Source organism: Microlunatus sagamiharensis (assembly GCF_900105785.1).
Taxonomy (GTDB): domain Bacteria; phylum Actinomycetota; class Actinomycetes; order Propionibacteriales; family Propionibacteriaceae; genus Microlunatus; species Microlunatus sagamiharensis.
Genome location: NZ_LT629799.1, coordinates 2,810,596 through 2,823,008, shown reverse-complemented (window position 1 = coordinate 2,823,008; position 12,413 = coordinate 2,810,596). Strand labels below are relative to the sequence as shown.

Sequence of the window (12,413 nt, the reverse complement as noted above, 5' to 3'; positions counted from 1 at the left end):
AACGGGCGGACAGGGGGCGAGACGCCGCCGTCAGCCGCGCTGCGGCAAGAAAACCGGCGCGGGACCTCAGCGGACCGCCGTCAGGCCGTACGTCACCCCGGCCGGCACGGCGGGCACGAGGTCGGCCACGTCCGGGGTGCGCTCGTACGGCTCGAAGGCGAGCAGGCGCTCGAGGTGGGGGAGCAGGACGTAGGCGAGCGAGGTGAGCGCGGGCGAGGTGCCGAGCTCGGCGGCGATCGAGGTGACGCCGGCGTCGGCGATGCCGCAGGGGACGATCTGGTCGAAGGCACCCATGTCGGGGTCGGCGTTCAGCGCGAAGCCGTGCATGGTCACGCCGCCGGCCACCCGCACCCCGATCGCCGCGACCTTGCGCTCGGGACGCCCCGTCGCCGGGTCGGCGCCGAGCCAGACGCCCGAGCGGCCGGGGACGCGGCCCGTGGTCAGCCCGATCTCGGCGAGGGCGTCGATCAGGGCCTGCTCGAGGCGGCGCACGTAGTCGACCACCCCGTACGCCTCCGGCAGCCGGACGAGCGGGTAGCCGACGAGCTGGCCCGGCCCGTGCCAGGTGATCTTGCCGCCGCGGTCGACGTCGATGACCGGCGTGCCGGCGGTGAGGGGACGCTCGTGGGGCTCGGTCCGCTTGCCCGCGGTGAAGACGGGCGCGTGCTCGAGCAGCAGGAGGGTGTCGGGCGCCTCGCCCGCGACGACCTCGGCGTGCAGGCGGTGCTGCAGGTCCCAGGCCTCGCGGTAGTCGACGAGGTCCGAGCCGAGACCGAGGTGGCGCACGTCGAGGGTCACGGCGGCGAGTCTAGGACTCAGCCCCAGGGGCGGTCGTCGGCCAGCCGTTGGTGCAGGACGTGGTCCTGCCAGCGGCCCGCGATCCGGAGGTAGCCAGGAGCCAGGCCGATCTCGGTGAACCCGTTCTTGGCCAGCACCCGCCGCGACGCGTGGTTGTGCACGAGGGTGCCGGCCTGCACGCGGTGCAGCCCGAGCTCGCCGAAGGCCAGCCCGAGCACCGCGCGCACCGCGGCCGTGGCGACGCCGCGACCCTGGTGGTCGACGTCCACCCAGTAGCCGAGGTGGGCGTTCTGGAAGGCGCCGCGGACCACGTCGTTGAGGTTCATGCGGCCGGCGGGCACGCCGTCGACCAGGACCAGGAACGGGTGCTGCTCACCCCGGACCTGCCGGGCGAGCGCCGTGGCGATGCCGCTGCGCTGGCCCGCCTCGGTGAAGTAGGCCGCGTCGTGCAGCGGTTCCCAGGGCGCCAGCGCCTCGCGGCTGCGGACGACGAGGGAGGCGAGGGCTGGGGCGTCGTCGGGTCGGACGAGGCGGACCTCGACGTGCGGTGCGGCCACTCCTCAGACGCTGGGGTTCGCGCCGCGCAGCGCGGCCGCGACCGTCTGCTCGACGTCGCGGGCCTCGAAGACGTAGCCGTCGTCGAGCAGCCTCTGCGGCAGCACCCACATGTCGTCGAGGAGCTGGCCCGAGAGCTCGCCCAGCGCCGCACGCAGCACCGCCGCCGGCGCCTTGAGGAGCCGTGGCCGGTGCAGAGCCCGGGCGAGGGCGTCGGTGAACTCCGCGTTGGTGCACGGCTCGGGGATCGTGAGGTTGTACGGCCCGCGGGCGTGCGGCGTCGACACGGCCCAGCGCACCACGCCGAGGTAGTCGGCCAGGCTGATCAGCGGCATCCGCTGCCGGCCGTCGCCGAGCACCGTCCCGAGGCCGGTCGACCACGCGAGCCGCATCGGCAGGAACGGGCCGCCGCTGCGGTCGAGCACAGGGCTGGTCCGCAGGAGGACGACGCGCACGCCGGCGTCGACGGCCTCCTGGGCCGCACCCTCCCAGCGCTCGCACACCTGCGCGAGGAAGTCCGGCGCGGCCGGGTCGCCCTCGACGTGCGGGTGGTCCGTACGCCGTCCGCCGTACCAGGCGATGCCGCCGGCCTGCACGAGCACCGGGGCTTCAGCACCCCGCGCGGCGAGGGCCCGGGCGATGGTCGAGGTCGTCTGGACGCGCGAGGCGAGGATCCCCTCACGACGCCTCTGCGTCCACCGGCCGGCGAACACGTTGACGCCCGCGAGGTCGACCACCGCGTCCACGCCGTCCAGGACGGCTGGGTCCAGCTCGCCCGAGCGCGGGTCCCAGCGGCGCTCGCCGAGCGCCGCGGGCTCACGGCGGACCAGCCGGAGGACGTCGTCGCCCTCGGTCGCCAGCCGCACCCGCAGGGCCGTCCCCAGGAAGCCGGACGCGCCGGCGAGCAGCCAGGTCGTCATGCCGTGGCCCTCTGCCCGCCGGTCCGCGTCCTCGCCTAGACCCCGAACTCGGAGCCGAAGTCCCCGCCCTCGAGACGCGCCTTGACCATGCTCAGGAAGCGGGCCGCGTCGGCGCCGTCGACCAGGCGGTGGTCGTACGTCATCGACAGGTACATCATGTCGCGCACCGCGATGGTGTCCCCGACGCCCGGCACGCTCAGCACCACCGGCCGCTTGACCAGCGCGCCGGTGCCGAGGATCGCCACCTGCGGCTGGTTGATGATCGGCGTGTCCATCAGCGTCCCGGCTGAGCCGTAGTTGGTGATGGTGAAGGTGCCGCCGCTGAGGTCGTCGGGCGTGACCTTGCTGGCCCGCGTCCGAGAGGCGAGGTCGGCGATCTTCTTGGCCAGCCCGGCGATGTTCAGGTCGCCGGCGTCCTTGATCACCGGGACCAGCAGGCCCTTCTCGGTGTCGACCGCGATGCCGATGTGCTCGGCCGCCGGGTAGCTGATCGTCCCGGCGTCGGTGTCGATCGTCGCGTTGACCTTGGGGAAGACCTTCAGCGCCTCGACCGTGGCCTTGGTGATGAAGGGCAGGTACGACAGGCTCGCGCCCTCGCGCCGCTTGAAGTCGTCCTTGGCCTTGGCCCGGATCTGCGAGATCGCGGTCAGGTCGACCTCGACCGTCGCCGTGAGGCTGGCCGCGACCTGCTGGGACTCGACCATGCGACGCGCGATGGTCGACCGCAGCCGCGACATCTTCTCGGTCGTGCCGCGCAGGGCGCTCGGCTCGGCGGCCGGGGCCGACGGGCGGGAGGCCGGGGCGGCAGGTGCAGCGGGGGCGGCTGCGGGAGCCGGGGCGGCAGGCGCCTTGGCGGCCTCCTCGGCGGCCTTGCGGGCCGCCTCGGCGGCGGCGAGGACGTCCTGCTTGCGCACGCGGCCGCCGACGCCGGTCCCGGTCACCGAGCCCAGGTCGACGCCGTGCTCGCGGGCGAGCTTGCGCACCAGCGGGGTGACGTAGCCCTCGTGGTCGCCGGCGACGGGCGCCGGGGCGGAGCCGCCGGTGGGGCCGTGCTGCTCGGGCTGCGCGTCCTGGCGGCTCGGGCTGCTCGACGGGCCCTGGCCGACGCGGCCGCGGTCCGCGTCGCTGTACGACGGCGGCTCGGGCGCGCTGCTGGCGGTCGGGGCGGCCTGCTGGCCGGGGGCGACCGGCGGGGCGTCCTGGCCGGAGTCCTGGGGCGCGGCCGGCGCGGCCGGCTGCTCCTTCGGCTGCTCGGCCGGGGCGGCGGGCGCGGACGGCGTCGCGGAGGCGTCGCCGATGACGGCCAGGACGGCGCCGACCTCGACGGACTCGTCCTCGGCCACCCGGATCTCGAGGAGCGTGCCCTCGGCCGGGGAGGGGATCTCGGTGTCGACCTTGTCGGTGCTGACCTCGAGGAGCGGCTCGTCGGCCGCGACGGAGTCGCCGACCTGCTTGAGCCAGCGGGTCACGGTGCCCTCGGTGACGCTCTCGCCCAGCGCGGGCAGGCGCACCTCGGTGCCCTCCGCGGGACCGCCCGAGCCGCTGGAGCCCTCGGAGCCGCCCGAGGTGCCGGACGCACCGGTCTCGCGGGCGGCGTCGGCCACGACGCTGTCGGGGCGCGAGGCGTTGGCGCCCGCGCCGCTGTCCGGGGTGCCGCCGCTGACCGGCGTCGGGTCCTCCGCCTCGATCTCGGCGTCGGCGTCGTTCCCGGACCCGCCGGCGGGCTCGGACGAGCCGGAGCCCGCGCCCTGCTCGCCGCCGCCGTCGGACGGCGCCTCGCCGGCCTCGCCGATGACGGCCAGGATGGCGCCGACCTCGACGGTCTCGTCCTCGGCGGCCTTGATCTCCAGGAGCACGCCTGCGGTGGGGGAGGGGATCTCGGTGTCGACCTTGTCGGTCGACACCTCCAGGAGCGGCTCGTCCTCCGCGACCGTGTCGCCGACCTGCTTCAACCAGCGCGAGACCGTGCCCTCTGTGACGCTCTCGCCCAGGGCCGGAAGGGTGACCGAAGTCGACATGGCGGTGTGATGCTCCTTCTCGCGCTGCATTGGCGTGGTCCGCCTGCTCGACCGTTCGCCTGCGACCCTCCGGCCGCTCGGACGGGGGTCAGCCTAGTGCCGGACGCCCTGGGCCTCCGTGCCCCCCGCGCGGGCCCGGCCCGGTCCTGCCGGGGCGGACCTGCGTACCCCCGACCCGGAGCGGGTCAGCGGTGGGCGTGCAGCGGCTTGCCGGCGAGGGCCAGGTGGGCCTCGCCGAGCGCCTCGTCCAGGGTCGGGTGGGCGTGGGGCAGGGCGGCGACCTCGTCGGGCCAGGCCTCCCAGGCGGTGATGGCCTGCGCCTCGCCCATCAGCTCGCCCACGCGGGCCCCGACCATGTGGACCCCGACGACGGGTCCGTCCTTGCGGCGCACGAGCTTGACGAAGCCGGCCGTCCGCAGGATCTGGGCCCGCCCGTTGCCGGCGAGGTCGTAGGTCTGCGTCTCCACCTCGCCGAACCGCTCGCGGGCGACGGCCTCGCTCAGCCCGACCGAGGCGACCTCGGGGTCGCAGTAGGTGACGCGGGGGATCTGCTCGTCGGCCACGAGCACGGGGGCGCGGTCGAGCCGGCCCAGGCCGTGGGCCACGTCCTCGGCCACGAAGATGCCGTGCGCGAAGCCGCGGTGGGCGAGCTGCAGGCCGAGGACCAGGTCGCCGACCGCGTACACGCCGGGGACGGCGGTCCGCAGCCGCTCGTCGACCTCGACGAAGCCGCGGTCCAGCCCGACGCCGGTCTCCTCGTAGCCCAGGCCCGCCGAGCGCGGACCGCGCCCGACGGCCACGAGCACGACGTCGGCCTCGAGCGCGGTGGCCGCCTCGTCGTCCAGCACGACGCGGACCCCGGTGGGCAGGGTCTCGACCGAGCGCACGCGGTTCTGCGTCCGCACGGTGATGCCCCGCTTGCGGTACGCCCGGAGCAGGGCCGCCGAGGACGCCGGGTCCTCCCCGGGGACGAGGCGGTCGAGCGCCTCGACCACGGTGACCTCGACGCCGAACGAGCGCCAGGCCGAGGCGAACTCCACCCCGATGACCCCGCCGCCGAGCACGACCGCGGAGGTAGGCAGGGTCTCGAGCCGCAGCGCGTCGGTGCTGGTCAGCACGCGCTCGCCGTCCGGCTCGATGCCCGGCAGCGACCGCGTCTGCGAGCCGGTCGCGAGCACGACCGACGGGGCCGTCAGCGTCCGCTCGCCGTCGGCGCCGACCACCGCGACGGCCGGGGTGCCCCCGTCCGGGCCGGCGAGGAGGCGGCCGTCGCCCTGGACCACGGTGATCCCGCGGGAGGCCACGAGCCCCGTGAGGCCCTTGTGGAGACGTCCCACGACGCCCTCGGCGTACGCGCGGACGCCGGCCAGGTCGATCTTGTCCACGGTCGCGTGCACCCCGACCGCCGCGCCGTCGCGGGCCGCGTCGGCGACCTCGGCGGCGTGCAGGATCGCCTTGGTCGGGATGCAGCCGTAGTGCAGGCACGTGCCGCCCACCCGGTCGCGCTCGACGAGCGCCACCGACAGACCCAGCTGCGCCGCCCGCAGCGCGCAGGCGTAGCCGCCGCTGCCGGCCCCGAGCACCACCAGGTCGTACGCGTCGTCAGTCACCCCATGATTCTGCCTCCGCTCCGCTGCGGCGCGGTTCGCGCTCCAACCCGGTGCCTTCCTCCTCGTTCGCGAACGAGAAGCGTGTTCGCTCTCTCGTCGTCCAGGCACCGGCGCGCGATCCGGCGGTGGTCGCTCCTTCATGACGCCGCGTGCAGGGCACGCAATACTTGGTTGATGGGTTGGTTCAGCCGTGCGAGGGGCAAGGGGCGCCGCTCCGGCGGCGCGTCGGGCAAGGTCGACGAGGCGACGACGACCCACCTGACGACGTTCGCCCGCAGCCGCCGCGGCGTGGAGGCGTTCGTCGAGCCGCAGACCTCGGTCACGCGGCCCACGCTGCTGCTCGTCGCCTACGACGGGGAGTGGACGCGGCGGGTCGTGCCGTCCCCGCAGTGGGCCCACGCCTTCGCCGAGTCGCTGCAGATCCCCGGCTACGACGCCGCGGTCGTCGGCTACCCGCAGCGGATGCGCGACTACAACACGCGCAACAAGAAGCACCCCGACCTGCGCTGAGTGACCGGGGCCACACCCGAAGACGGCGGAACAGCCGTGCGCCGTACCAATCCGGTCCCGCCGGCACTCCGAAACCCCGGGTGTACGGGCGCCCCAGTGAGGACTACCTGACAAGTCCTCGGCCTCCGGGCCGCGCCCGGACACCCGCACCGGCGGGGGTGTGCCAGAGGTGGGATGGCCTCGTGGCCGCCGGGGCACCGCCGGTGCGGACGACCGTGGTCCCGCCCGGCCCCTCGTGAGCGAGGTGCCGGGCGGTGGACCAGGGACGCGTGGGTGGTGGTCGGCGGGTCAGGTCGTCGGCCGAGCCGGGGGGCGACCCCTCACGCGGGAGCCGCGCTGGTCCAGGGGGGTCGGCGCGGCTTCCCCCCGGTCGTCCCCGACCCACCTCTCCGAATCGAGCTGCCTCGCCGGCCGAGCCGCCTCTGCCAGGTGCGACGGACCCTGGACGCACGGACGCCGCGCCCCCTCGGGGGGACGCGGCGTCGGTGCTGCTGCCGGGGCTCAGCCGGCCATCGAGCGCGCCAGCGCGACCAGCGTGGTCACCCCGACGCCCGTGCCGCCGGTGCTGAGCGCGCCCTCGGGGCCGCCGGTGCGGAAGGCCGGGCCCGCGATGTCCAGGTGCGCCCACGGCGTGGGCGCGTCGACGAACTCGCGCAGGAAGGCCGCCGCGACGAGCGCCCCGCCGGCGCGGTCGCTGCCGCCGGTCGAGCGCAGGTCGGCGACCGAGGAGTCGAGCTTGCCCCGCGTCTCGGCCGGGATCGGCAGCGGCCAGAAGGCCTCGCCGGCCGTGCGGGCGGCGTCGAGCACGCGCTGCGAGGTCGGCTCGTCCGTCGCGAACGCGGCGGCGGTCCGGTCGCCCAGCGCGACGACGGCCGCCCCGGTCAGCGTGGCCACGTCGACCACGAGGTCGGCGGAGTCGGCGTTGCTCCGGGCGAGGGCGTCGGCCATGACGATGCGGCCCTCCGCGTCGGAGTTGCCGTTCTCGACCGTGGTGCCGCCGTAGATGGTGATCACGTCGGAGGGGCGGTAGGCCGAGCCGGACGGCATGTTCTCGGCGAGCGCGCCGTACGCGGTCACCTGGACCTTGAGCCCGAGCCGGGCGATCGCCCACGTGGCGGCGAGCACGGCGGCGGCGCCGGCCATGTCGCACTTCATCGTGTACATGCTGTCGCCGGGCTTGAGGTTCAGGCCGCCGGTGTCGAAGGTGATGCCCTTGCCGACCAGCGCCAGGTGGGTCTTGGCCCCGCGCGGGCGGTAGCTGAGGCGCACGAGGCGCGGCGGCCGCGCCGAACCGCCACCGACGGCCATCAGGCCGCCGTAGCCCTGCGCCTCGAGCTCGCGCTCGTCGAGCACCTCGCAGGTCAGCCGGGTGCCCTTGACCAGGGACTGCACCTCCTCGGCGAAGGAGGCGGGGTAGAGCAGGTTCGCCGGGATGTTCACCCACTCGCGGGCCGCCAGGACGGCGCCGGCGAGCACCGTCGCGACCTCGGCCACGTCGTCGCCCTCGGGCGTGCGGGCCGGGCCGTCGTGCAGCACGGTGACCTTGTCGATCGCGGGCGGGGTCGACGACTTCGCGCCGACGCCGGCGTAGGCGTACGTCCCGAGCAGCGCGCCCGTGGCGACGGCCAGCGTGGCCTCCGCGGTCGTGGTCCCGAGGGCGACGACGACGGACAGGGCGTTGCGCGCACGGGCCTTGCCGTCGGTCTCCGCGCCCTCGACGAGCCCGCCGGCGTAGCGCACGGCGGTGGCCGCGGCGTCGCGCAGCGCCACGCCGGCCGCCGCCTCGTCCTCGCCCGGCTCGCTCTGCTCACCCAGGCCGACCACGACGACGCGGACGTCGCCGACCGGCGGGAGCGTACGGGTCTGGCCCGCCTTGCTCGTCGCGCCGACCGCGGTGGCCAGCGTCGCCACGTCGTTGCCGTAGGTCTTCGTGTACGCCTGGTCGACCGCCGCCGGCACGCCGCGGACCCCCTCGGCGCCGAGCCCGACGACGAGGACGACGGAACCCTTCGGCAGGGAGGTGGACAGGGCGAGCGTGGGCAGCGGAGGAGTCGGCATGCCCGTCAGGTTAGTGCGGCTCTGCTCCGGGCCCAGGGGCCCGGGGGCGGGTGCGTGCCCGGGGTCGAGCGGGTCGGGGGCGCCGCGCGGCACGGTAGGTTCGCGGTCGGACGGGACCCGCACGGGCGCCCGCGGACGTGGTCGAGGAGGAGCGGTGGGCGCCGAGGACGAGACGCAGGTGCGGACGCCTCCGCTGCACACGTCCCCGCTGCACGAGCGCCACCTGGCCGCCGGGGCCAAGCTCGCGCCGTTCGGCGGCTGGTCGATGCCGCTGGAGTACGCGGGCGGCGGGGTCGTCGCGGAGCACACGGCCGTCCGCGAGGCGGTCGGCCTCTTCGACGTCAGCCACCTGGGCAAGGTCGGAGTCGTCGGCGCCGGGGCGCTCGCCCACGTGAACTCCGTGCTCACCGGTGACCTGGACCGCATCGGCCCGGGCCAGGCGCAGTACACGCTGCTCTGCAACCCCGACGGCGGGGTCGTGGACGACCTCATCGCCTACGTCACCGGCTCCGACGAGGTCCTCCTCGTCCCGAACGCCGCCAACGCCTCCGCCGTCGTCGCCGCCCTGCACGTGGGCGCGCCGGACGGGGTCCAGGTCGTCGACCTGCACCACCAGCAGGCGGTGCTGGCCCTCCAGGGCCCGCGCGCCGACGAGGTCCTGGCCGCAGCCGGCGTGGACGTCGAGCTGGCCTACATGGCCTTCGCCCGCGTCCTGGTCGACCGCACCCCGGTGATCGTCTGCCGCACCGGCTACACCGGCGAGCGCGGCTACGAGCTCGTCGTGCCCGCCGACGGCGCGCTCGCCGTCTGGGACGCGCTGGTCGCCGCCGGCGAGCCGTACGGGCTGCGTCCGGCCGGGCTCGGCGCCCGCGACACCCTGCGCACCGAGATGGGCTACCCGCTGCACGGCCAGGACCTGTCGCCCTCGATCACCCCGCTGCAGGCGCGGGTCGGCTGGGCCGTCGGGTGGGGCAAGCCGTCCTTCGTGGGCGCCGACGCGCTGCGGGCGGAGAAGGAGGCGGGGCCGAGCCGGCTGCTGCGCGGGCTCAGGGCCGAGGGCCGCGGCATCCCGCGCGCGGGCATGGTCGTGCGCGACGCCGAGGGCACCGAGGTCGGGACGGTCACCTCCGGGACCTTCTCGCCGACGCTGCGGACCGGGATCGCGCTCGCGCTCCTCGACGCGGCGGTCGCCCCGGACGCCGACGTCACCGTGGACGTCCGCTCCCGGCGCGAGGCCTTCCGGGTCGTCAAGCCCCCGTTCGTCCCCTCGCACGTCCGGTGAACGCCCGGCTGCGCACCCGGCTCGCCCACGTGGTGCTGCTGGTCCTGGGCCTCGTCGCGGTCGCGTACGCGGTCACGCTCGGCGGGTCGCCGGAGATCCGCTGCCGGGGCGAGGTCATGACCCCGGGCTCGGTCTGCGTCAAGGCCGACGGCTCGGAGGGCCAGACCTACGAGCAGCGCCTGGCGACGCGGCGCAGCGCCCAGCCCGTCGTCGCCGGGGTGGGCCTCGTCGTGGCCGGCTTCGGCACCGCCCTGCTGGTCGCCGACGTCCGTCGCCGGCGCGGCGAGGAGGCCCGCACCCCGGGTGCGGCCGGGCAGACGGACGAGCGGGACACGGTCTAGAGGAACACGGTCTAGCGGTCGAACACGCAGGCCGGGTCGTCGGCCAGCGCCACGGCCAGCCGGCGGCGCTGGACGTCGTCGAGGTCGGCCGGCGGGTCGTCGGCCGGGCGCCAGGCGACCTCGAGCGTCTCGTCGTCGCCGAGCGCGGCCTCGCCGGAGACGTAGCGGCAGCGGAAGGTCAGGCTGACGTACTGGCAGACGTCGTCGTTCGGGTAGCGGATGTCGGGGTCGCTGGTGACCAGGGCCAGGCGCTCGGTCTCCACCTCGACCCGCAGCTCCTCCCAGACCTCGCGGACGACCGTGGTCGCGGGCTGCTCGCCCGGCTCGACGATGCCCGAGGGCAGCGACCACAGCCCGTTGTCGGAGCGGCGCCCGTAGAGGACCTCGGGCCCGCCGCGGTCGGTCCGCAGCACGACCGCGCAGACGCCGGTCAGGGGGAGCCGTGCGTGGCCGACGTGCCGGCGCAGCGAGAGGACGAAGTCGGGCACGGGCACGGGCGCGACCCTACGCAGGCGTCGCGGCGACCGGGCAGAGCCGCGCGGCGAGCGCGTCGAACCACGCCTCCCGGTCGCCGACCGCGTTCTCGAGGTGACCGAACAGCTCGAGCGTCACGCCGCCGACGAGCCCGGACCAGGCCGCGAGCCCGGCGAGCAGGAGGCCGTCCGGCAGGTCGGCGCCGGCCAGGCCGCGCAGGTCGGCCACCGCGGCGTGGAAGGCGGGGCCGGGTCCCGGGGCCGCACCGGGTGGCTGTCGGAACCCCCGCGCGGCCGCGTCCACGAGCAGGGCCATGAGCACCCGCGGCGTCCGGACGGCGGGACCCACGGTCTGCTCGGGCGCGACGTAGCCCGGGACGGGCGAGCCGTAGAGCAGCGCGTAGTCCCAGGGGTGCGCCAGCGCCCACCCGCGGAAGGCGTGGGCCAGCGCGGACCACCGGCCGGCGACGTCGTCCGGCCCGCAAGCGGCGACCGCGGACTCGACGGCCTCGCCCTGCTCGTCGAAGCACTCGACGAGCAGCGCGGTCAGGAGCTCGTCCCGGCTGGGGAAGTAGCGGTAGACCGCGGAGGAGACCATGCCGACGTCACGCGCGACGGCCCGGACCGAGAGCGCGGCCGGGCCGACCGTGCCCAGCTGGCCGCGGGCGCTGGCGAGGATCGCGCGGGTCAGCTGGTCGCGCGCCAGGGCCCGGGCCGAGGTCGAGGCGGAGGGGCTCACCCGGACATCATGCCGTAAGGGAAGAGCGTCGCCCTGTTCCGAGAGCACCGCTCTTGCTTCGTCTCCTGAGCGATGCCATGCTCGTGCTCCACGAGAGCAATGCTCTCGAAGAAGAACAGGAGACGTAGATGAGTGATCAGACCCGTACGGCCGTCGTGGTCGGAGCAGGACCGGTGGGGCGCGAGGCGGCCCGGGTGATGACCGAGCAGGGCCACCGCGTCACGGTCGTGACCCGCTCGGGCCGCCCCACCGGGATCGAGGGGGTCGCGTCGGTCGCGGTGGACGCGAGCGACGCGGGCGCGCTCGAGGCGGTGGTCCGGGGCGCCGACGCGCTCCTGAACTGCGCCAACCCGCGCGACTACACGGTCTGGGAGCAGGTCTGGCCCCCGTTGGCGGCGAGCCTGCTCACGACCGCCGAGCGGACCGGCGCCACGCTCGTGACGGCGGCGTCGCTCTACCCGTACGGGCCCGTGGACGCTCCGATGACCGAGGGCATGCCGGACGTCGCGACCGACCACAAGGGGCGGCTGCGGGCGCGGATGTGGGCCGAGGCGAAGGCGGCGCACGACGCCGGGCGGCTGGCGGCGGTCGAGGTGCGGGCGTCGGACTACCTCGGCGCCGGCGTCGGGCTGAACGGGCACGTCTCCCGCCACGTCCCGGCGGCCGCCCGCGGCCGCGCCGCCTGGATGATCGGGCGGCCCGACCTGCCGCACACCTTCACCGACGTCGCCGACATGGGGCGCACGCTCGCCCGGGTCGCGTTCGACGAGGGGACCTGGGGGCAGGTGTGGCACGCGGTCAGCGGGCCGCCGAGCACGCAGCGCGCTGCCCTGGACGGCGCCCTCGCCGCGCTGGGCCGCCCCGCCGTCGCGGTGCACGGGCTGCCGGTCCCGCTCGTGCGGGCGACCGGCGTCGTCAGCCCGATGATGCGCGAGCTCGGGCAGCTCGGCTACGTCTTCGAGCGGCCCTACGTCATGGACTCCAGCCGTACGCAGGCCGCGCTCGGCCTCGCGCCGTCGCCGTGGGAGGACACGCTGCGGCGCACGGGGGAGGGCAACCTCTCCGGGTCGCCGGCCGCGGCCCGCTGACGGCGGCCGCGGGTCGGGCGG

The 12,413-nt window shown here is 75.9% G+C and carries 12 protein-coding genes; 4 read left to right on the top strand and 8 right to left on the bottom strand.

Annotated features, from left to right (window positions below):
• Positions 1–66: 66 nt before the first annotated feature.
• From lipB to lpdA, 5 genes are all read right to left on the bottom strand, one after another.
• On the bottom strand, positions 67–798 hold the full coding sequence (gene lipB, locus BLU42_RS12915; protein ID WP_091074975.1) for a lipoyl(octanoyl) transferase LipB: 732 nt from the start codon (positions 796–798) through the stop codon (positions 67–69).
• 17 nt (positions 799–815) lie between these two features.
• Positions 816–1,355 (bottom strand): GNAT family N-acetyltransferase, encoded by a 540-nt coding sequence (locus tag BLU42_RS12910; protein WP_091074973.1) that lies wholly within the window; start codon positions 1,353–1,355, stop codon positions 816–818.
• Between the two features lie 3 nt (positions 1,356–1,358).
• Positions 1,359–2,273 carry a TIGR01777 family oxidoreductase gene (locus BLU42_RS12905; RefSeq protein ID WP_091074971.1) on the bottom strand — a complete coding sequence of 305 codons (915 nt, stop codon included), beginning with the start codon at positions 2,271–2,273 and terminating at the stop codon, positions 1,359–1,361.
• Positions 2,274–2,308: 35 nt separating this feature from the next.
• Positions 2,309–4,291 carry a 2-oxoglutarate dehydrogenase, E2 component, dihydrolipoamide succinyltransferase gene (sucB, locus tag BLU42_RS12900; RefSeq protein ID WP_091074968.1) on the bottom strand — a complete coding sequence of 661 codons (1,983 nt, stop codon included), beginning with the start codon at positions 4,289–4,291 and terminating at the stop codon, positions 2,309–2,311.
• A 185-nt stretch (positions 4,292–4,476) separates the two neighbouring features.
• Positions 4,477–5,901, bottom strand: a complete 1,425-nt coding sequence (lpdA, locus tag BLU42_RS12895) for a dihydrolipoyl dehydrogenase (RefSeq protein WP_197680435.1) — start codon at positions 5,899–5,901, stop codon at positions 4,477–4,479.
• A 174-nt stretch (positions 5,902–6,075) separates the two neighbouring features.
• Between lpdA and BLU42_RS12890 the strand changes: the two genes are divergently transcribed.
• A complete protein-coding gene (locus tag BLU42_RS12890; RefSeq protein WP_091074964.1) occupies positions 6,076–6,411 on the top strand; it encodes a hypothetical protein in 336 nt (111 codons plus the stop codon).
• A 501-nt stretch (positions 6,412–6,912) separates the two neighbouring features.
• On the opposite strand, the gene BLU42_RS12885 is transcribed toward BLU42_RS12890, so the two are convergent.
• A complete protein-coding gene (locus BLU42_RS12885; RefSeq protein ID WP_091074962.1) occupies positions 6,913–8,469 on the bottom strand; it encodes a leucyl aminopeptidase in 1,557 nt (518 codons plus the stop codon).
• Positions 8,470–8,623: 154 nt separating this feature from the next.
• Between BLU42_RS12885 and gcvT the strand changes: the two genes are divergently transcribed.
• On the top strand, positions 8,624–9,751 hold the full coding sequence (gcvT, locus tag BLU42_RS12880; protein ID WP_231918135.1) for a glycine cleavage system aminomethyltransferase GcvT: 1,128 nt from the start codon (positions 8,624–8,626) through the stop codon (positions 9,749–9,751).
• The gene (locus BLU42_RS12875; protein WP_091074959.1) at positions 9,748–10,092 is read left to right on the top strand and encodes a hypothetical protein; all 345 of its coding nucleotides are present in this window, start codon (positions 9,748–9,750) and stop codon (positions 10,090–10,092) included. Before gcvT ends, BLU42_RS12875 begins: the two co-directional genes overlap by 4 nt.
• Before the next feature lie 11 nt (positions 10,093–10,103).
• On the opposite strand, the gene BLU42_RS12870 is transcribed toward BLU42_RS12875, so the two are convergent.
• Both BLU42_RS12870 and BLU42_RS12865 read right to left on the bottom strand, forming a co-directional pair.
• Positions 10,104–10,586: an NUDIX hydrolase gene (locus BLU42_RS12870; RefSeq protein ID WP_091074956.1), complete on the bottom strand. Its 483-nt coding sequence runs from the start codon at positions 10,584–10,586 to the stop codon at positions 10,104–10,106.
• A gap of 10 nt (positions 10,587–10,596) precedes the next feature.
• Positions 10,597–11,304 (bottom strand): TetR/AcrR family transcriptional regulator, encoded by a 708-nt coding sequence (locus BLU42_RS12865; RefSeq protein WP_091074954.1) that lies wholly within the window; start codon positions 11,302–11,304, stop codon positions 10,597–10,599.
• A gap of 128 nt (positions 11,305–11,432) precedes the next feature.
• Between BLU42_RS12865 and BLU42_RS12860 the strand changes: the two genes are divergently transcribed.
• Entirely contained in the window at positions 11,433–12,392 is a 960-nt protein-coding gene (locus tag BLU42_RS12860; protein WP_091074952.1) for a saccharopine dehydrogenase NADP-binding domain-containing protein, read from the top strand.
• The last annotated feature ends 21 nt before the right edge of the window (positions 12,393–12,413 follow it).